The 18,642-nt window shown below is 62.2% G+C and carries 16 protein-coding genes; 13 read left to right on the top strand and 3 right to left on the bottom strand.

Going from position 1 to position 18,642, the window contains the following annotated elements:
* Positions 1-24: 24 nt before the first annotated feature.
* The 8 genes from fdh3B (at position 25) to ACXJKE_RS05785 (ending at position 8,825) form a co-directional block, all read left to right on the top strand.
* Positions 25-645, top strand: a complete 621-nt coding sequence (gene fdh3B / locus ACXJKE_RS05820; RefSeq protein WP_457279598.1) for a formate dehydrogenase FDH3 subunit beta — start codon at positions 25-27, stop codon at positions 643-645.
* Positions 642-875 (top strand): hypothetical protein, encoded by a 234-nt coding sequence (locus ACXJKE_RS05815; RefSeq protein ID WP_457279597.1) that lies wholly within the window; start codon positions 642-644, stop codon positions 873-875. Before fdh3B ends, ACXJKE_RS05815 begins: the two co-directional genes overlap by 4 nt.
* A 14-nt stretch (positions 876-889) precedes the next feature.
* On the top strand, positions 890-2,068 hold the full coding sequence (locus tag ACXJKE_RS05810; protein ID WP_457279596.1) for a formate dehydrogenase subunit gamma: 1,179 nt from the start codon (positions 890-892) through the stop codon (positions 2,066-2,068).
* Positions 2,069-2,096: 28 nt separating this feature from the next.
* Entirely contained in the window at positions 2,097-2,483 is a 387-nt protein-coding gene (locus ACXJKE_RS05805; protein ID WP_457279595.1) for a hypothetical protein, read from the top strand.
* Positions 2,484-2,559: 76 nt separating this feature from the next.
* Complete coding sequence (locus ACXJKE_RS05800) at positions 2,560-3,456, top strand: formate dehydrogenase accessory sulfurtransferase FdhD (protein ID WP_457279594.1); 897 nt, start codon at positions 2,560-2,562, stop codon at positions 3,454-3,456.
* A gap of 23 nt (positions 3,457-3,479) precedes the next feature.
* On the top strand, positions 3,480-5,051 hold the full coding sequence (locus ACXJKE_RS05795; RefSeq protein WP_457279593.1) for a C13 family peptidase: 1,572 nt from the start codon (positions 3,480-3,482) through the stop codon (positions 5,049-5,051).
* Between the two features lie 69 nt (positions 5,052-5,120).
* The gene (locus tag ACXJKE_RS05790) at positions 5,121-7,682 is read left to right on the top strand and encodes an ABC transporter permease (protein WP_457279592.1); all 2,562 of its coding nucleotides are present in this window, start codon (positions 5,121-5,123) and stop codon (positions 7,680-7,682) included.
* A 711-nt stretch (positions 7,683-8,393) separates the two neighbouring features.
* Positions 8,394-8,825, top strand: a complete 432-nt coding sequence (locus ACXJKE_RS05785) for a group II truncated hemoglobin (RefSeq protein ID WP_457279591.1) — start codon at positions 8,394-8,396, stop codon at positions 8,823-8,825.
* Positions 8,826-8,923: 98 nt separating this feature from the next.
* Here the strand turns inward: ACXJKE_RS05785 and ACXJKE_RS05780 are convergent, their stop codons facing one another.
* Positions 8,924-9,262: a hypothetical protein gene (locus ACXJKE_RS05780; protein ID WP_457279590.1), complete on the bottom strand. Its 339-nt coding sequence runs from the start codon at positions 9,260-9,262 to the stop codon at positions 8,924-8,926.
* A 228-nt stretch (positions 9,263-9,490) separates the two neighbouring features.
* Positions 9,491-10,390 carry a LysR family transcriptional regulator gene (locus tag ACXJKE_RS05775; protein WP_457279589.1) on the bottom strand — a complete coding sequence of 300 codons (900 nt, stop codon included), beginning with the start codon at positions 10,388-10,390 and terminating at the stop codon, positions 9,491-9,493.
* 101 nt (positions 10,391-10,491) lie between these two features.
* Here ACXJKE_RS05775 and ACXJKE_RS05770 point away from each other — a divergent pair, with 101 nt between their 5' ends.
* The 4 genes from ACXJKE_RS05770 (at position 10,492) to ACXJKE_RS05755 (ending at position 13,848) form a co-directional block, all read left to right on the top strand.
* Complete coding sequence (locus ACXJKE_RS05770) at positions 10,492-11,367, top strand: SDR family oxidoreductase (RefSeq protein WP_457279588.1); 876 nt, start codon at positions 10,492-10,494, stop codon at positions 11,365-11,367.
* Between the two features lie 40 nt (positions 11,368-11,407).
* Entirely contained in the window at positions 11,408-11,881 is a 474-nt protein-coding gene (locus ACXJKE_RS05765; protein WP_457279587.1) for an AtaL-like protein, read from the top strand.
* Between the two features lie 10 nt (positions 11,882-11,891).
* Positions 11,892-12,560, top strand: a complete 669-nt coding sequence (locus ACXJKE_RS05760; protein WP_457279586.1) for an NAD(P)-dependent oxidoreductase — start codon at positions 11,892-11,894, stop codon at positions 12,558-12,560.
* A gap of 193 nt (positions 12,561-12,753) precedes the next feature.
* Positions 12,754-13,848, top strand: a complete 1,095-nt coding sequence (locus ACXJKE_RS05755; RefSeq protein ID WP_457279585.1) for a patatin-like phospholipase family protein — start codon at positions 12,754-12,756, stop codon at positions 13,846-13,848.
* Positions 13,849-14,277: 429 nt separating this feature from the next.
* Here the strand turns inward: ACXJKE_RS05755 and ACXJKE_RS05750 are convergent, their stop codons facing one another.
* A complete protein-coding gene (locus ACXJKE_RS05750; RefSeq protein ID WP_457279584.1) occupies positions 14,278-14,934 on the bottom strand; it encodes a Smr/MutS family protein in 657 nt (218 codons plus the stop codon).
* 177 nt (positions 14,935-15,111) lie between these two features.
* Here ACXJKE_RS05750 and ACXJKE_RS05745 point away from each other — a divergent pair, with 177 nt between their 5' ends.
* Positions 15,112-18,639 (top strand): tetratricopeptide repeat protein, encoded by a 3,528-nt coding sequence (locus tag ACXJKE_RS05745; protein WP_457279583.1) that lies wholly within the window; start codon positions 15,112-15,114, stop codon positions 18,637-18,639.
* Positions 18,640-18,642 lie beyond the last annotated feature (3 nt).

The following is an 18,642-nucleotide window of genomic DNA, read 5'->3' as shown; positions in this document are numbered from 1 at the left end:
CAACCGGTTTTCTCTGGAGACGTCATGGCACGCATGAAATTTGTTTGTGATGCGGAGCGCTGCATCGAATGCAACGGCTGCGTCACCGCCTGCAAAAACGAAAATGAAGTCCCGTGGGGTGTGAACCGCCGCCGCGTGGTCACGCTCAACGACGGTGTCCCTGGTGAAAAATCCATCTCGGTGGCCTGCATGCACTGCAGCGACGCACCCTGCATGGCTGTCTGCCCCGTCAACTGTTTTTACCGCACCGAAGAAGGCGTGGTGTTGCATGACAAGGACGTCTGCATTGGCTGCGGCTATTGCTCATACGCTTGCCCCTTCGGCGCGCCGCAGTTCCCGGCTGCCGGCACGTTTGGCGTGCGCGGCAAGATGGACAAATGCACCTTCTGCGCCGGCGGTCCTGAAGTCAACGGCAGCCAGGCCGAGTTTGAAAAGTACGGCCGCAACCGCCTGGCCGAAGGCAAGCTGCCGGCCTGCGCCGAAATGTGCTCGACCAAGGCCCTGCTCGCCGGCGACGGCGATGTGGTCGCCGACATCTTCCGCAACCGTGTGGTGCAACGCGGCAAGGGCGCCGAAGTCTGGGGCTGGGGCACGGCCTACGGATCCAAACAGGCAGGCCAGCCGCCCGCAGGAGCCAAATCATGATGCGCCTTCTTGTCTTGACCCTCTCCTTGTCGGCTTTGTCGGCCTGCGGCGAAAAACCGCAGACCCTGGGCAGCGGTGTGAAAAGCGACGGTGCCGCCTACCAGGGCGTGCAAACCCAGTTCGCGGCGCCGGGCTGGAAGGCCGGCGACAAGACCAGCTGGGAGCAAGGCCTCAAGGCCCGCGCACAAAACAGCCAGAACGAGTACACCAAGACAGGTAACTCGAAATAGTGACCGGAGGCCTTATGTTTTGTGCGCGACCAGCTATATTTTTCATAGCGGCCAGCCTGGCGGGACTTGCCTGTGCGCAAGCGCCTGCGGCTCCGCCGGCCACCGCCGCGCCTGCCACCGCTCCCGCTGCCACCGGCGGCATCCAGGGCCAGAACATCTTTGAGGTCAAGCCCGAGGCCAGCGCCGACCCCAACTACGCCAAGCAGACCAATGGTGAACGCGCCAAAGTGCAGCCGGGCAACAACGCGCCCATGTGGCGCCAGGTGGGCGAGGGCGTCACCGGCTACAGCAGCCTGCCCAAGAGCGAAGCGCCCGAAGCCGGCAACCTGATTCAGCCCTTTGTGCAGTACCCCGGCTCACGCCTGACCAACGCCGGCGAAGCCTGGCGACAGGTGCGCAACAACTGGATCATTCCCTATGGGGGCTCGCTGTTCCTGATCGTGCTGTTGGCCATCGCGATTTTTTACTTCAGCAAGGGTTCGATCAAAACCCACGGCGTCGACACCGGCCGCAAGATCGAGCGCTTCACGCCGTTTGAGCGTGCCGCGCATTGGTCCAACGCGATTGCGTTCTGCATCCTGGCCATCTCAGGTCTGGTCATGGCGTTTGGCAAATTCTTTCTGCTGCCCGTGATCGGTGGCGCGCTCTTCGGCTGGCTGACCTGGACCCTCAAGACCATGCACAACTTTGCCGGCCCGCTGTTCGCGGTGTCGCTGGTGATCGTGTTCCTGACCTTCCTGCGCGACAACTGGCCGCAAAAGGGCGATCTGCACTGGCTGGCCAAAGGCGGTGGCCTGATCACGGGCGGCGAAGAACCGCCTTCGAACCGTTTCAACGCCGGCGAAAAACTCATCTTCTGGGGCGGCGTGTTTTTCCTGGGCATCGTGGTGGTGTCGTCGGGCTTTGTGCTCGACAAGCTGCTGCCCGGCCTGATCTATGAGCGCTCGACGATGCAGGTCGCACACATGGTGCACGCCGTGGCCACCGTGCTCATGATGTGTTTGTTCCTCGGCCATATCTACCTCGGCACCATCGGCATGCAGGGCGCCTACAAGGCCATGCGTACAGGTTACGTCGATGAGACCTGGGCCCGTGAGCACCACGAATACTGGTATGACGATGTCAAAGCCGGGAACATTCCGGCCCAACGCAGCAAGCCTGTTGACCCGCCCGGCCAGACGGCGCAGGCATAAGCCCCGAAGAGTTGTAGTGAGGAATCCCATGAAAAAAATTCTGATCATGAGCTTGCTGGCCGCCGCATCGGCCGCGTCGCTGGCCAAACTGCCCGCCCTGAGCGACGAAGCCAAGGCCAAGGCCGCAGAAGCGGCCGCCAAGACCGCCTGGACCGGCAAGCTGGAGGCCTACCAGCTGTGCAAATCGCAAGACAAGGTCGCCGCCAGCTATTACAAAACGGCCAAGGCCACCGGCAAAGAGACCAAACCGCCGACGCCTGCACCTGCTTGCGCGGACCCCGGCCCCTTCGCCTACACCCCGCCTGCAGCAAAGCCGATCGAAGCGGCCGGCGCGCATTCACCCGCAGGCAACGCTACCAGCCCGCCCAGTACCAAGCAGCCCGATGCGGTTGGAAACCCCGCCAAGAAGTCCTGATCCACTTCCAGGCTCATTCCACTTCCCGAAAGGCCGACTCCGCAAGGGGCCGGCTTTTTTGTTGTAGTCTTCCCTCATGCCCGCCTCGACATCTCTTCCCTCACGCCTGCCTCGGCTGACCAACGCCCAGGCGCCCCTGACCTGCGAGGTTGATGCCGTCAATGAATATGGCGAGACGCACAAGGTCGCCATCCCCGCCGAGCGCGCCCTCACCGTGTATGTCGACAAACGCGAGCTTGTGACGCTCATGACCTTGGGCGCTCACCCTGAGCTGCTGGTGCTCGGCTACCTGCGCAACCAGCGGCTGGTCAAGGATGTGGCCGATATCGAATCGATCACCGTCGACTGGGACGTGGGCGCGGCCGCCGTCAAGACGCACCAGGGCATTGAAGACATTGAAGAGAAAACCTCGCGCCGTGTGGTCACCACGGGTTGCGGGCAGGGCAGTGTGTTCGGCGGCCTGATGGACGAAGTCGACAGCATCGTGCTGCCCGCAGATGCGCACATTACCCAGGCCCAGTTGTATTCCCTCGTCAACACCATACGGCTCAAGGAAACCACGTACAAATCCGCCGGCTCGGTGCATGCGTGTGCATTGTTTGCGATGACGGCGGGCGACCCTGAAATGCTGCTCTTCGTGGAAGACGTGGGCCGCCACAACGCCATAGACACCATCGCTGGCTGGATGTCCATGCAAGACAGCCCATCGGTGAATGAGGCGAACAAAGTTTTCTACACCACAGGCCGCCTCACCAGCGAAATGGTCATCAAGTCCGCGCAGATGGGGGTGCCCATTGTGGTCTCGCGCAGCGGCATCACGCAGATGGGCCATCAGGTCGCGCAGTCAGTCGGCCTGTGCGCGATTGGCCGCGCCACCAACAAGCGTTTTGTCTGTTATGCCAACCCGCAGCGGCTCAAGCTGCAGCCAGAACTGGCTGGCCCCCGCCCTCGCAATGTGGGCGCTGAGCCCTGAATCTGCCGTGGCATGATGCCGCCATGCACGACGCCCACGTCCAACACACCTCGCCTGGCATCCCGGAACCCTTGCTGAGCCCGGTGGACTGCGGCCGTCCTGATACCTCTGGCCGGCTGAGCACATTGCGCTGGATACAGGAGGGAGTTCGTGCTGCGTTTTTCCTGCCTGTCCGCGTGGCGGGGAAAACACCGACGCCATTGCAGGTGATGGGCATTGTGATTCTGGCCGCAACCATGGAAGTTGCGTTGATGCGGCTGGAAATTGCAGGCCCCGCGGTGTTTAACCTGCAGGCCTGGTTGTCGACATGGTGGACGATCGGGTTGGGCGTTGGCCTGGCGTGGTGGGCTTTTCCTGCTTCGGCAGTTGTGCCTGCCCCTGAAGCGGACGAGCCGGTTCCCGGTGACCAACCGCCTCGCGGTGTGGCGGCCTTTTTCGCGCTGTGGCTGGCAGCGGGGCTGCCCAATGTGCTGCTCGCCCAGGGCGTGGTTGCTGCGATTGCGCACGGCTGGATCAAGGCGGCGGTGTTTTCCGCTCCCTGGTTTTACTGGGCGTTGTATGCGGCGGTGACAGCCTGGGCGCTTGGCGTGAGCCTTTTCCTCTTCGTGCGTTTCGCCGGATGGACCTGGCGGACTGCCGTATTTGCGCTGGTCCTGCTGGCAACCACAGGCGTGTCCGCCTGGCAATTCGAGGCGCGTACCTGGGGGGTGGACTACGCGAGCCAGGCCACCGAAGACAGCCGGCCCCGCCTGCAGCTGAGCCAGCAGGTTTTTGAAGAGCAGCAGGCGCTGATGGAAAAGACGATGGCCGCCATCGAGCCGCAGCGCCGCGGTATCACCGACGTCTACGGCCTGGTGTTTGCTCCTTATGCCGCGGAAGATGTGTTCCTGCGGGAAAGCAGCATGGTCAGCCGTGTGCTTGCCGATCGCTTCGATGCCGAAGGCCGCGTGATGCACCTGGTCAACCATGCCAGCACCGTGAAAACCCATCCCTGGGCCACCACGCTGAACTTGCAGCGCGCCATCGACGCACTGGCCCAGCGCATGGATCGCGACAACGACGTGCTGGTGGTCTACATGACTTCGCACGGCGCCAGCGACTTCAAGCTGGCCGCCTCCCACTGGCCGCTGCAGGTACCCCCGCTCAGTCCCGGCGAGCTGCGCGAGGCGCTCGACAATGCCGGTATCCGCCACCGCGTCATCGCGATATCGGCCTGCTATTCCGGCGGCTGGATCGAGGCGCTGGCCAGCGACACCACCCTGGTCATGACGGCGGCCGACGCCACCCATACCTCTTACGGTTGTGGGCGCCTGTCCGAACTCACCTTCTTCGGCCGCGCCATGTTTGACGAGCAGTTGCGCAAGACACATTCTTTTGAGCAGGCTTTTTCCCGTGCCGTTCCGGTGATCAGGCAGCGCGAAATCGACGCCGGCAAGGATGACGGCTTTTCCAACCCGCAGATCAGGGCGGGAACTGGCATCGGGCCCGTGCTGCGCGCGCTGGAGCAGCGGCTGGATGCCTTGCCGGGCGCTCCGGTTTCGGCCCCAGCTCCAGCCCCGGTGGTGGCGGGACCCGGCTTCAAAACTTCTCCATAACCCTCCGCTAAATCCCTGGCAAATCCCGGCCATGATGCCGGGATGCGGACTTTGCGTTATGGTCTGCGCATGAACACCCTTTTCCTCAAGCTCGGCTGGAAAACCCTGTTGCGTGATCTGCGCGCCGGCGAGCTGCGCCTCCTGATCGTCGCGGTGACCCTGGCGGTTGCTGCGCTCACCGCGGTCGGTTTTTTTGCCGATCGCCTCAAGGGCGGCCTGCAACGCGATGCCCGTCAGCTGCTGGGCGGCGACGCCGTGATCCGCAGCGACGGCATCACGCCGGCCGCCTTCATTGCCAAGGCGCAGGCGCTGGGCCTGAAGGCCATCTCCACCGTCACCTTTCCCACCATGGGCCGCGCCACCGACGCTGATGGCGGCGCCAGTAAGCTGGTGGCTTTCAAGGGGGTGCCGGAAGGTTATCCGCTGCGCGGCAGCATGAAAATCGCCGACAGCCTGGACGGCCCCGGCGAAGACACGCGGGAGGTGCCGGCCCCCGGCACGGCCTGGGCCGACGCTTCGCTGCTCGACGCGCTGGGCCTCAAGCTCGGCCAGGCCCTGTTGATGGGCGACGCCAGCTTCAAGGTCACCCGCGTCATCGTGCAGGAGCCCGACCGCGGCGCCGGGTTCATCAGCTTTTCTCCCCGCGTGATGATCAACCAGGTCGACGTGGCCGCCACCAACCTGATCCAGCCCGCCAGCCGCACCAACTACCGCTTTGCTGTGGCCGGCGACGACAAGGCCGTCAAGGCCTATGTGAAATGGGCCGCAGACGAGATCAAGAAACCCGGTGCAGAGTCCGGCATCCGCGGCGTGCGCCTGGAGTCGCTCGAATCGGGCAGCCCCGAGATGCGGCAGACGCTGGACCGCGCCGAGAAATTCCTCAACCTGGTGGCCTTGCTGGCGGCCCTGCTGAGCGCGGTGGCCGTGGCCATCGTCGCGCGCGGTTTCGCCACCAAGCACCTGGACGACTGCGCCATGCTGCGCGTGCTGGGCCAGCCCCAGCGCACCATTGCGCTGGCCTACACCTTTGAGTTTGTCGTGGCCGGCATGCTGGCCAGCGCGCTTGGCGTGGCGCTGGGTTTCGCCGTGCATTACGCCTTTGTGCTGCTGCTGGCCGGGCTGGTTGAAACCGCTTTGCCGGCGGCCACCTGGTGGCCCGTCGTGTTCGGCATGGGCATGGGCCTGACGCTGCTGCTGGCCTTTGGCCTGCCGCCGGTGCTGCAGCTGGCGCAGGTGCCGCCGCTGCGCGTCATTCGCCGCGACGTCGGCAACCTCAAACCCGCGTCAATGGCGGTGCTGGGCGTGGGTGTGGCCGGCTTTGCGGCCCTGCTGGTTGCTGCCAGCAGCGACCTTAAGCTGGGCCTGATTGCCGTCGGCGGCTTTGCCGGCGCGGTGCTGGTGTTTGCCGTGGCCAGTTTTGCCGCCGTCAAGCTGCTGCGCGCCAGCGTCAACGAAGTCACCGCCCCGCGCTGGCTGGTGCTGGCCACGCGGCAGCTGTCTGCCCGGCCCATGTATGCCGTGGTGCAGACCAGCGCCCTTGCGGTCGGCTTGCTGGCCCTGATGCTGCTCGTGCTGCTGCGCACCGACCTCATCAGCAGCTGGCGCAAGGCGACGCCGCCCGATGCGCCTAACCGTTTTGTCATCAACGTGCAGCCGGAGCAGGGCGAGGCTTTCCAGAAAGCACTGCGCGACGGCGGCGTAAAAAAGTTCGATTGGTACCCCATGATCCGCGGCCGCCTGGTGGCGGTCAACGGCAAGGCCGTTACGCCCGACGACTTTGAAGACGACCGCGCCAAACGACTGGTGGACCGCGAATTCAATCTTTCCAACAGTGCCGACATGCCCGGTCACAATCAGGTCACCGGCGGGCGCTGGACAGGCGGTGAAAAAGACGCCGTGAGCGTGGAAGACGGCCTGGCCAAAACACTGGGCCTCAAGCTCGGCGATTCATTGCGCTTTGATATCGGCGGCCAGCTCAGCGAGGCGAAGATCACCAGCCTGCGCAAGGTCGACTGGGGTTCCATGCGCGTCAATTTCTTTGTGATGTACCCGGTGGCGCAATTGCCTGCCGATGTCCCTGTGTCCTTCATCAGCGCGTTTCGTGCACCCGAGGCGCTCGCTGTGGCACCCGGTCAGCCGCAGCCCCAGAGTTTTGACAACACGCTGGTCAGGGCGTTTCCCAACATCACCAATGTCGACATGAGCAGCACGCTGGCGCAGGTGCAGCGCGTGCTTGACCAGGTGATACGTGCGGTGGAATTTTTGTTCGGCTTCACGCTGGCCGCGGGCCTGGTCGTGCTCTTCGCCGCCATCACCGCCACGCGCGAAGAGCGCGCCCGCGAGTTCGCCATCATGCGGGCCGTGGGTGCGCGTGCTTCGCTGCTGCGGCAGGTGCAGCGGGCTGAATTGGCGGGCGTTGGTTTGCTGGCTGGCTTTCTGGCTTCCATCGTTGCGTTGGCCGTGGGCTGGGGTTTGGCGAGGTTTGTGTTTGACTTCAGCTGGACTGGTTCGTGGACGGTGCCTTTGGTGGGCAGCCTGGCGGGGGCTTTGCTGGCGCTGGCGGCGGGGTGGTGGGGGTTGAGGTCGGTTTTGAATACGCCGGTGGTGGAGACTTTGCGGAAGGCGCAGTAAGGTTTCTTGCCCTTGGCTTGTTCTTGCTCCGGCGTTGAGCTTTTTGCTGAAGGCGGTTGGCCGGGGGTTGCCCGGCATGCAACTCACTTTCTTTTGCTTCGCCAAAAGAAAGTAAGCAAAGAAAAGGCGACCCTGGTTCCTGCGTCCCTGCGCTTCGCTACGGGCAACCTGCGGTGCTCGGTCCAGCCGGGGTCAAAAACAACTCGCCTTCGGCTCAAACAAGTTTTTGCCCTGATCCGTCTGAACCTCCGCTCCTCGGCGCATCCACAAGGGCCAATCGGGAGCGGGGACAAAAATACAAAACCAACACAAATACCAACAAGGACTCGCCACGGCGAGTCCTTGTTTCTTCAGGCATTCGGATTCCTGTCTTCGGCTGTTGGGTATTCCCTCTCCCCATCCCTTCTGTCTGCGCCGAGGAGCACAGGTTCAGGCGGATCAGGGATCGCGATTGTCTGAGCCGAAGGCGAGTTCGAGCGAGACCCCGCCTGAACCGAGCACCGCAGGTTGCCCGAAGCGAAGCGCGGGGACGCAGACAGCAGGGTCGCCTTTTCTTTTGCTTACTTTTCTTTTGGCGAAGCAAAAGAAAAGTGAGTAGCCGCCGGGCTACCCCCGGCCAGCAGCTCTCAGAAGAAGACGCATAGCCGGAGCGAGAACCGGCCAATGACCCCTCTCAACCAACCCCAAACCCCAACATTCGATAATCCAAAGATGCAGATAGAAGAAAAGCCCCCAGGAAACCCTCCCTTCGAAACCCCCTACGCCTGGATAGGCGGCGAGGAGCGCGTCAAGGCATTGGTCGAGCGCTTCTACGACCTGATGGACCTGGAGCCCGGCTACACAGCCCTGCGCGCCGCGCACGGCAGCACCCTGGACAACGCCCGCCAGCGTCTCTTCTGGTTTTTATGCGGCTGGCTGGGCGGGCCGCAGTACTACACCGACCGCTTCGGCCATCCGCGCCTGCGCATGCGCCACATGCCGCAGCAAACCGGTGGCGGCTCGATCGGCATTGCCGAGCGTGACCAGTGGCTGGCGTGCATGGACCAGGCCATGCGCGAAACCGATGTCGATGAAGCGCTGCGCACGCGGCTCAATGCGTCGTTTTTCCAGACGGCCGACTGGATGCGCAACAGGGGCGAGTGATGATGCAGCGCCCCGGTGCAATGCCGGGTCACTGAATGCTATCAAAAATATAGCTGCTAGCGCCCGACTGCAAAGGGATGCGGCCGGTATTGATCCCGCTAGATAGCGTATCGGCGCCGGCCGTGAGGCAGCACGTTGTGAAGCCACATGCGCTCACGAATGTGCGCCCGTAGCGAGTTGGCCGACAAATCATCCGGATGATCCTCACCGCGATTGCGCGGGGTTTCTGCTGCCTTGGCGGGTTCGGGTTGCCTGTCTTTCTGGATGAAGTTGGTTTCCCTGAGCACATGGCCGCGCACAAAATCTCCCTGCCCGTCAATTTCGTCATACCAGTACACCGACGTCACGTGGGTTTCACTGGCTTCCACCTTGATGTCCCTCTGGACGATCCGGTTGCCATCTTCAATACCAAGTTTTTTCCTGTGCAGCGCATTCATCCAGACAACTCCTCTTTGTTTTTAGTAAGGCGACTCTAACGAGATGTGACGCATTGCGCGGATGCCCCTGGCAACTAAAGAAGAGGTCGGCGCCATATTCCACGCGCCAGTGGCCTGAGGCCAACGGAAATGAGCATTCGTTCACATCCATGGCGGCCGTTCGCGCCGGCCGCCGTGAGCGAGCTGTTCGGCTCGCCCGACATCAGGCACCGGACATTGATGCGGCGCTCACATTCCGATGTAGTCCGCCAACTCCTCCGGTGACCCGTTGGGAAAGGCTTCCTTCAGGCAGTCCAGGAAGGCGGATACGCGGGCGCTCAGCAGGCGGCGTGATGGATAGAGCGCCCAGAGGGCAATCTCAGGCCCTTTCACGTCGCCCCAATGGACCAGGGTTCCGGCTGCGAGATCGTGGGAGATCAGCGAAAGGGGAATACGCGCCGCCCCGACATTTGCCCGGACTGCGTCGCGGACCATGAACAGCGATGACAGGCGCAGGACGGGGTCCACCGCAAACCGTTGTTCACCGTCTGGCCCCGTCATTTCCCAGGGTTCATTCGGGTTTCCTGCCCCGCCTGCCCGCATCACGACGGGAACAGGCGCCTTGCCTGATGGGCGGTTCAGGTCAGGGCTGGCCACCACAACCAGGCGGTCCCGCAAGAAAATCCGCCCCACCAGGTTTTCGTCCGGGTCGGGGTTGACGCGGATCACCAGGTCGTAGCCCTCTTCCACCATATCGACCGGGCGATCTTCAGGGATGACTTCGAGCCGGACCTCGCGATGCTTCAGCGCGAACCGGGCGGCGAGCTTGCCCATGGCGGCTTGCGAGAAGAGAAGTGGCGCACTTACCCTCAATGTGCCTCGCGGCGTCTCACCGCCGGAGGTGATCGTGGCGACCGTCTCGTCGAGTTCGGCCAGCAAAACAGAGGTCCTTTCGTACAGTGAGCGGCCCTCCTCGGTGAGCTTGAGGGTCCGCGCCCCCCGCTCGAAGAGACGCAGGTTGAGGCCGCTCTCCAGGTCGGCCACCCGCCGTGACAGGGTCGCCTTGGGCCGCCCGGATTCGCGGGCGGCCCGCCCAAAGCCGCCATGCCGGGCCACGAGGTTGAAGTCTGCAAGGGCAAGTAGGTCCATGTGTTCCACCAGTGAGACGAAGTGTCTAAATATAACGGCTATCGGATACTGAGTGGATCAATCAAGATTGAGGCTCCTTCAACACACAACGGAGTAATTTCATGACCATCCTCATTACTGGCGCAACTGGCAACGTCGGCCGCCAGGTTATCCAGCAGCTCGTCCAGCGTGGCGCCAAAGTGCGCGCACTGGTCCGCGATCCGGCAAAGGCGAACTTCCCGGCCGGCGTCGAAGTCGTTCCAGGCGACCTGCTCGACGTGGCGGCACTGCGGAGCGCGTTCACAGGCGTGTCCACCCTGTTCCTGCTCAACGCCGTGGTCCCCGACGAGTTCACCCAGGCCCTGCTCACGCTCAATCTGGCGCGTGAAGCCGGCGTCGAGCGCGTCGTCTATCTCTCCGTGATCCACAGCGACCGCTACCTGAACGTTCCCCACTTCGCGGGCAAATTCGGTGTCGAGCGGATGCTCGAAGAGATGGGTTTCGCCGCCACCATCCTGCGCCCCGCCTACTTCATGAACAACGACCTCACCATCAAGGACGTGGTCACCGGTTACGGCGTCTATCCCATGCCCATCGGCAGCAAGGGCCTGGCCATGATCGACGCGCGGGACATCGGCGAGATCGCGGCGATCGAGCTGCTGCGCCGCGAGCAGGCGTCGAAACCGCTTCCGCTGGAGCGCATCAACCTCGTCGGCCCCGACACGCTGACAGGCGATGATGTCGCCGCCATCTGGTCAACTGTGCTGGACCGCCCGATCACCTATGGCGGAGACGACACCGCCGGCTTTGAGAAGAACCTGCTGAATTTCATGCCGCCCTGGATGGCGTACGACATGCGCCTCATGAGCGAGCGTTTTCTCACGGTGGGGATGGTTCCCGAATCGGGTGACGTCAAGCGCCTGACGACGCTCCTCGGGCGCCCGCTGCGGTCCTACCGCGAGTTCGCTACCGAAATCGCCGCATCCGCATCGGCATAAGAGCCGGCGGTATAGCAAGCCACACCAAAGGAATACCACCATGATTTATTCAACCGCTACAGTGCCCGTCAATCCGCAAGGCGAAGTGAAGCTCACGCGTGCCCAGGCATGGGCCGGCCTGGTTCTCAAGGCGCGGGACGCGCGCCGCTTCCTGCCGCCAGATCTTTGCACGCGCTGCGAAGTCGTCGAGGAAAGCGCGACGCACATCGTCCGCGAAGCCACCATCGCCGGAGCCGACCTGCGCGAGATCATTGCCTTCGAGCCCGAAAGCAAGGTGACCTTCTTCCAGGCCACCGGCCCGCGCGAAGGCGCGGTCGTCAACGAGTTGTTCGAAGACGAATCCGGAGAGCTCCAGCTGCGCTTCTACGGTTATCTCGGCCTGCGCGGCAAGACGCCGGGCGGCCCCGAAGAGCAGGCCGAGCAAGCCTGGATGGACGGCGAGCAAGGCTACAAAAGCGCGCTCGTCTCGACGCTCAAGCGCACCCGTGAACTGCTCGCGCAGGGCGAACTTTAAAGGCCGGACCATGAACACACTGAACACTGCCGGCATCTCGCTTGCTCGCCCGAAGATTCTGGTTCTTGGCGCCACCGGCGGCACGGGCCGGCTGATCGTCAGGGAAGCGCTTGCACGGGGATTCGACGTTCGCGCGCTCGTGCGCTCCCCGCAGAAGGCGAGCGGTCTCAAGGGCGCCGAGATCATCATCGGCGATGCCCTTGACGAAAGTGCGCTGCGTGAGGCCCTGCGAGGTCGCGATGCCGTCGTGAGCGCCCTGGGCGCACCGGTCAGCCCGCTGCGCGAGGTGACCGTTCTCTCCTCGGCCACGCGGGCACTCGTGAGCGCCATGAAAGCGGAGCAGGTCTCGCGCCTTGTCTGCATCACGGGCATGGGCGCAGGCGACAGCGCCGGCCATGGCGGGTTCCTGTTCGACCGGCTGATCCATCCCGTTCTGTTGCGCAAGGTCTACGCCGACAAGAATCGGCAGGAGGCTGCCGTCCGCGCCAGCGGGCTGGACTGGGTTCTGGTGCGCCCTTCCGTGCTGAACGACAAGCCAGCGCGGCGCAAGATCCGCACCTTGACAGACTTGTCCGGTTTTCACGGAGGAACCATTGCGAGGCAGGACGTCGCGGACTTCGTCCTGGACCAGGTGCAGATGGATGTCTGGCTGCACCGGTCCCCTCTGATATCTTGGTGATTCCGGCTTTGAGACAAGGGCGGCAAGCGCTGGCGACAGCGGCCGCCCCGGACTTGCCATAGGCATCGAGCCGGCAGGCATAGGAGAATCGGGCCTGCTACCCATCCACGGCAAATAACATGCAACACGGCTTCCCCCTGGTGATCACTGCGCATCGCCCGCTTCCTCTATATGTGCGCTGCAAGGCTGCGGCATGAAGCCGGTCTACCTGGCCCTTTCGGGCGGCGGCACGCGCGCCATGGTGTTTCACTGCGGCGTGCTGAGCTTCCTGGCGGAACACCAGGCGCTGGAGCGGGTCAGCAAGGTATCTACTGTTTCGGGCGGCAGCCTGCTGGTGGGCCTCTTGCTGCAGCTCAACGCGATGCGCTGGCCCGGCAGCAATGAATGCCTGGAGGTGCTGCTGCCGCGCGTGAAAACACTGCTGACCACCACAGACCTGCAGAACGCCGCCATGCGCGCCATGCTGCACCCGCGCAACTGGCGCTTTGCGCTGTCGCGTGCCAACGTGCTGGCATCGGCCATCGGCAGCACATGGGGCATCAACGCATTGATGGAAGATATTCCTGCTTCGCCGACCTGGGTGGTGAACGCTACCACCGCTGAAACCGGCAAACGCGCCAGCATCGAAGGCGACGCGCTGCGCGACTGGATGCTGGGCTCCACGCGCCTTAAGAAATTGCCGCTGCGTGACGCGATGGCCGTGTCGGCGGCTTTTCCGGGCTTGATCGGCCCTTATGTCCTGCCGACCGACAGCTTTGACTGGAAGCTGCCGATGTTCGCCTCCGGCGACGATGCCCGGCCTGCCGAAGACCGCTTTGCCCGCATCCACCTCTACGACGGCGGTGTGTACGACAACCTCGGGCTGGAGCCGTTCTTTGACGCCGGCTTTGGCCCCAAGCCCAAAATCGACGGCGTGATCATCGCGTCCGACGCAGGCGCGCCCTTGCCGGTGGGTTTTGCGATGGGCCCCCTCAGCATCTTTCGTCTCAAGCACGTGGCCGACATCATGTCCGACCAGGTCCGCGCGCTGCGCGCCAGGGGGCTCATGGCCTACGCCGCGCGCGAGCCGGGTCGCGCCGCCTACCTGCGCATAGGCGCTACCGCCCGGGAGGTCGCCGAACGCGCCGGCGCCGACTGCCCGGCCGGCGAATGGCTGGACGCAAACAGCGTCAGGGCGGCCGCTGCCTACCCCACCTCACTGAAGAAAGTGCCGCTGCCGATGTATGAGCTTGTGTTCAGGCACGGTTATGAATGCGCCGCGGCTGGACGAGCGGGGTTCGGGCTTTGAACGGCTGGCGGCTGAACCGGGACTGGTTCGAGTATCTGACTTGCTATCAAAAATATAGCTGCTCGCGCAGATCCTGATTCGGATACAGACACTTTTTGTTTGTAAAAAGTGCCTTTTCGCGGCGTCAAACCGGGTTTTTGGTGTCCGCCAAGTAAAAAAAGCAGCCCCTCGAGGCCTTTTGGGGTGGATTTCAGACATCAAATACGCCTCCCACCCAATCACATCTTGCGCGAGAAGCTATTGAATTGATAGCGCTTGGGATGCCTGCGGAATCTGTCCAGCAGGTGCCGCGGGACCGGCTTTGCCGGACCGCAGGCGCCGTCCCCTGCAAGGGGAAAAGGCACTACACGTAGTGAGTGTCGATAGGGGTGTACTCAGTCTTTCAAGGGGAGATGGCGCTACACGCAGTGAGCGCCGACAGGGGTGTGCCTAGCCAGCTTCAAGCAACACCACCAGCGCCCCGGCGCCGCCCTCGGCCGGCCGCGCCTGCACAAATGCCAGCACCTCCTGCTTCTGGATCAGCCAGCTTTGCACCTTGCCTTTGAGCACCGGCGTCTTGCCGGGAGACCCCAGGCCTTTGCCATGCACCACGCGCACGCAGCGCCAGCCGACCTTGTGTGCGTCCTTGATGAAGTGAGCCAATGCTTCGCGCGCATCCTCGCGGCGCAGGCCGTGCAGGTCAAGCTGGCCCTGGATGCTCCAGCCGCCGCGGCGCAGCTTGCGCACCACGTCAGGCCCCATGCCGGGCCGCCGAAAGCTCAGCGCTTCATCCGTGTCCAGCAGTGTTTCCACGTCGAACTCGTCCGAGATCGCTTCTCGCATCACCGCAAGTTCATCGCGTTGCTGCTGCACCGGGATGGGCGCTGCCTGCGCCACCGGCAACGCCGCCTTGTGGCCCGGCAGGTGTTTGGCCGGCAGGGCCTTGACGGGGCCGACCGCGCGCGAGAAGAGTTCTTTCTCGGCTTTGGCCCTGGCGGCTGCTGCCACGCGCGCGGCTTCCTGTTCTTTCTCAAGCTTCGCGCGGGCTTCGATGTCCCGCTTGACGGCCTTGAGGTCCTGCAGGCTTTTGAGTGCGGGCGCTTTCATGATGCTTACTTTATCGTAGTGCTTCAGTACTCACCGATGTAGATAAACCACGCGTCGGGTCATTCAGCGGCGAATCTGGCGATGGCTACGTTACGATGTTCCGCTAACTTGCTGAGCGGTATCAGGTTATCGACGCACGTTCTGCCAGATCCGGATTTTGAATTGAGGGAGAGAAAAATGAAGCGGTCTACCGCCGTGCTTTGCGGAGTTCTGTTGCTCTGCAGTGGTGTATTGGCTGTCAGTAAGGTTCAGGCATTTCGCACCGAGGCCGCCGCGGAGGAGGAGAGGGCGAAACGGGAGGCCTCTGCGGCAAAGGCTCGAGCGGACATCCAGAACAAGATCGCGATGGAACGGTCTTTTGAAGATACTGCAATGGCCCGCTTCCTGCCGCCGCGCTATTCACCGCAGGCTTCCGATTGGCAGGGCAAGGAAAAGCTTTTCTACGGTCAGGTGTTGTCTGGCGGAAAGTTTGATGTGCTGGTTGTACCGTTCCAGGTTTGGGGCTGGGGTGTCGACAGGGCAAGCCGGTCCATCATGACTGCGGAACTCGCTGCGGGCGTCGCCCAATCGCAGAAAGTGAAAATTCCCGACCCCTATCTGGTGGCAAAAGCACTTGGTGAGGGGCAGCGCCACCTCAAGCAGGAGGAAATCTACAAGCTTGCCGATGCCGTGGGGGCAAAGCGCATTGTCTGGGGTTACGCCGGGCACGACCGGAAAGGAAAAATGGCGATCGCCATCCGGACCCAGGACTACACGGGCACTGCGCGCAATGGCGCTGTTTGGGCTGCTCCGGTGGAAACCAAAAAATTTGAAAATATCCCTTTTGGGGATGAAATTCCGGCCGTCGAGGCCTACGAATCCGTGTTGCCGGAAATCCTCAAGGCGGCAGGCGCCAACCCTTCCTCGCCTCTTTATGAAAAGACAGTCAGCAGCCTGGAACTGGAAGCGCTGCCGGCATCTCCGTTCGGCTTGGTGGCACCGTCTGGCAACCCGGCGCAGGATGCATACGCTTTCCTGGTGTACAGCGCACTGGCGCCCACAACCAACGAAAGAACGAAAGAGATATTTGCTGAAAAGGCGCATCTGGCGCTTTTGGGCCTGTCGCCGCAATCACCCGACTACCGGGCGCTCAGGGCGAGGACCTACATGGCACTGGGTCTGCGCATGGCTGCCATCAAGGCACTGGGCGATGTGCAGACCGTCGAGGAAAAAGAATTGCTTGCCGCCCTGAACGGAAATATCCTGGACGTGCGTGCAATGGCGGCGCTTGAAAAGAATCCCTTAAAACGCTTGCTGCAAAAGATCGATGAGAACAGGATCGCTACCGCCTACGGCACGATGACAACCAAAAAGGCAGGCGCCGAAGTGGCAGCGTTGAAGCTGCCCGGAACGATATGGCCGTTCATCGTGACGCGGGTTTTTGTAGAAACAGAACCGTGGGTTCAGAACGAGAATGCTTCCCTGAAAATGCTTCTTGACTATGAGTTGCCGGTCAAGGGGTATGCAATGGCGGACATGGCACGCGCGGCATTGCCACTTGCTGACCCCGACAAGGTTCAGGCCATGGTGGATCTGTCGGTGTTTCATCACGGCCGCAAGTTCATCGAGGCCAATGCGGCCAGTTTGTGCTGCGGGCCCGCACCCGGCAAGCCGGGCCCGTTTGACTATCTGGACTTGCTCGAGAGTATTGGCCATGACAACCTGATGAACCGCATCAATTTCCTGTCCAACGTCCAGGGCATTCCGAACAAGGCCCTGATCTTTGCGAACAGCATTGACGCAATCTACAAGGGTTACCCGTCCTACGCGTATGAGCGCTCAAGAGCGGAGGCGAAGCTCGCCGGAAAGTCCACTGGAGCCGAAAGAGAGCAGTTGGTCAAGGCCGCGCACCAAAACGCGTTCGATGCAGCCTACTGGGAGCAAGGCCAGTCGCTCACCGCATTACGGGCCTTGAATCATTTCAATGCTGACGGCGGTCAGTACTACGGACCTTATAACAATCTTTACTATGCCGATGTGCCATTCCGTCCTTATTACTGGACCTGGGCAGACGGCGGTAAATTGGAGATAAGTATTGAAAACGAAATTGCCGCTTTGAAGAGTGCCACTTGGGAAATCGGAACCTTCACGGAGCTGCACGGGACGTACCGTCATTTTTTCCCCGACCAGGGGCGGGACACCGATCTTTTAGCGTCAATCAACGGGCGTTTCGTCGGCTCCCCGCAACTCAATAGCATCCTCGGCGCCGAGGCCAGGAGGCAGGGGGACACCGCGAAAGCGCAGGCTTACTATCGCGACAACCTCAAGCTTGCACCCACGCGGTGGACTTCCTATAGCGATTTGGCATGGATGCTGTTCGCGGCGGGTGACGTCAAAGCTGCCGCCAAGATGTTTCATTCTTACGAGGGCTTCAAGAAAGGGTCCGAAGACGGCCGGGTTGCGACCGCAAACCTTGCTTTCGAGGCAGGGTCGTATTTTTACTGGGCGGGTTATTTCGACCTTGCCAGGCCGTTCTATCAAATCGCCGTCTCTCAGGGATCGGGATCGTCCGGCGAAATCACGAGCGATACGCGTCTGAAGCTTCTTGCCGGCGATCTGCAGGGGGCGATGGCCAGCACCTTGCGGCGTGCCCAGCGTTACCAGGAGTCGTATGCCCACCGGGACTATCTGGGGCTTCTTCACGCAAGCGGCCATTCCAGGGAGGCCTGGGCCGGTTTTGAAATGCTGGCGAAACAAAGCCGCGCTCCTCACATTTGGGAGTCCGCGCTGGTCGGGCATCACATCTCCGGTCTGCCTGAAGCGGAGGTCGTGAGCTGGGCGCAACAGGGGAAATTCGGGGGCACAGTGGAGGGTACGATCGCCGCAACCGTTCACCTTGTGCGTTTTGCAACCACGGACCGCACGCCTTCAAGCAGCTTGTCTCAGGCGGTAGACGCACTGGATCTGCAGCGATGGAAAGTGCCCGGACACCCCAATCCGATTTGGGAAGGACATCCGGTCGCGCAGAAAGCTCCTGTGAAACAGCATGTGAAATCCATGCATGCGTATTTTGTGGAAGCTTACCGGGCCATCAAACTCAAGGACTTTGCCGGTGCGAAGGCAATCTTCTCCGAGTCGGCAACGTTTTACGACCTGACCGATTACCAGGTCAATTCAACGTTGACCTGCTATTTTCCTTACTACGCTTATGCGGCTGTCAAGGCGGGAGACACCTCAATTATTGAGAAGATGGTAAGCGGCACCAAGGCCTCCAGGCAAGACTTTGACTACCAGCTGACCATGGCGATTCTTGCCGCAGCATCCGGCAAAAACGAAGAAGCGCTGCAATTCCTTCAACGCGCGCGGCAACTGCGGCCGCACACTGAGAAAAGGGCCTTGCTGACGCAGTACACCTTTGGAGAGATTTCCGAACTGGTGGCGGAAATGACCGGCAGCAGCAAGATCAGGGCCTTGACGCTGGAGTGGGCCCAGAAGAGCCAGAAGTTCGAACCCTGGCAATCCTGGGCTTATGCACTGGAAGCCAGGTTGACGAGGAACCCTGCCGAGCGCAGGCGGGCCTTGGCGATGCTGTTTTATCTCGACCCCAAATCGGAGGGCCTGTCCGCGTTCGGGCAACCCGAAATCGATGCCGCTGTGAAGGCATTCGGGAAGTCCAACCCCTTTCTCTCCATCAATCCGGAAATTGTAAAAAAAGAGGCAATCTAGAAA

The sequence above is a fragment of the Polaromonas sp. P5_D5 genome (assembly GCF_054049435.1).
Note: the sequence above shows the minus strand (reverse complement) of the source record. Positions and strands in the feature narration are given on the sequence as shown.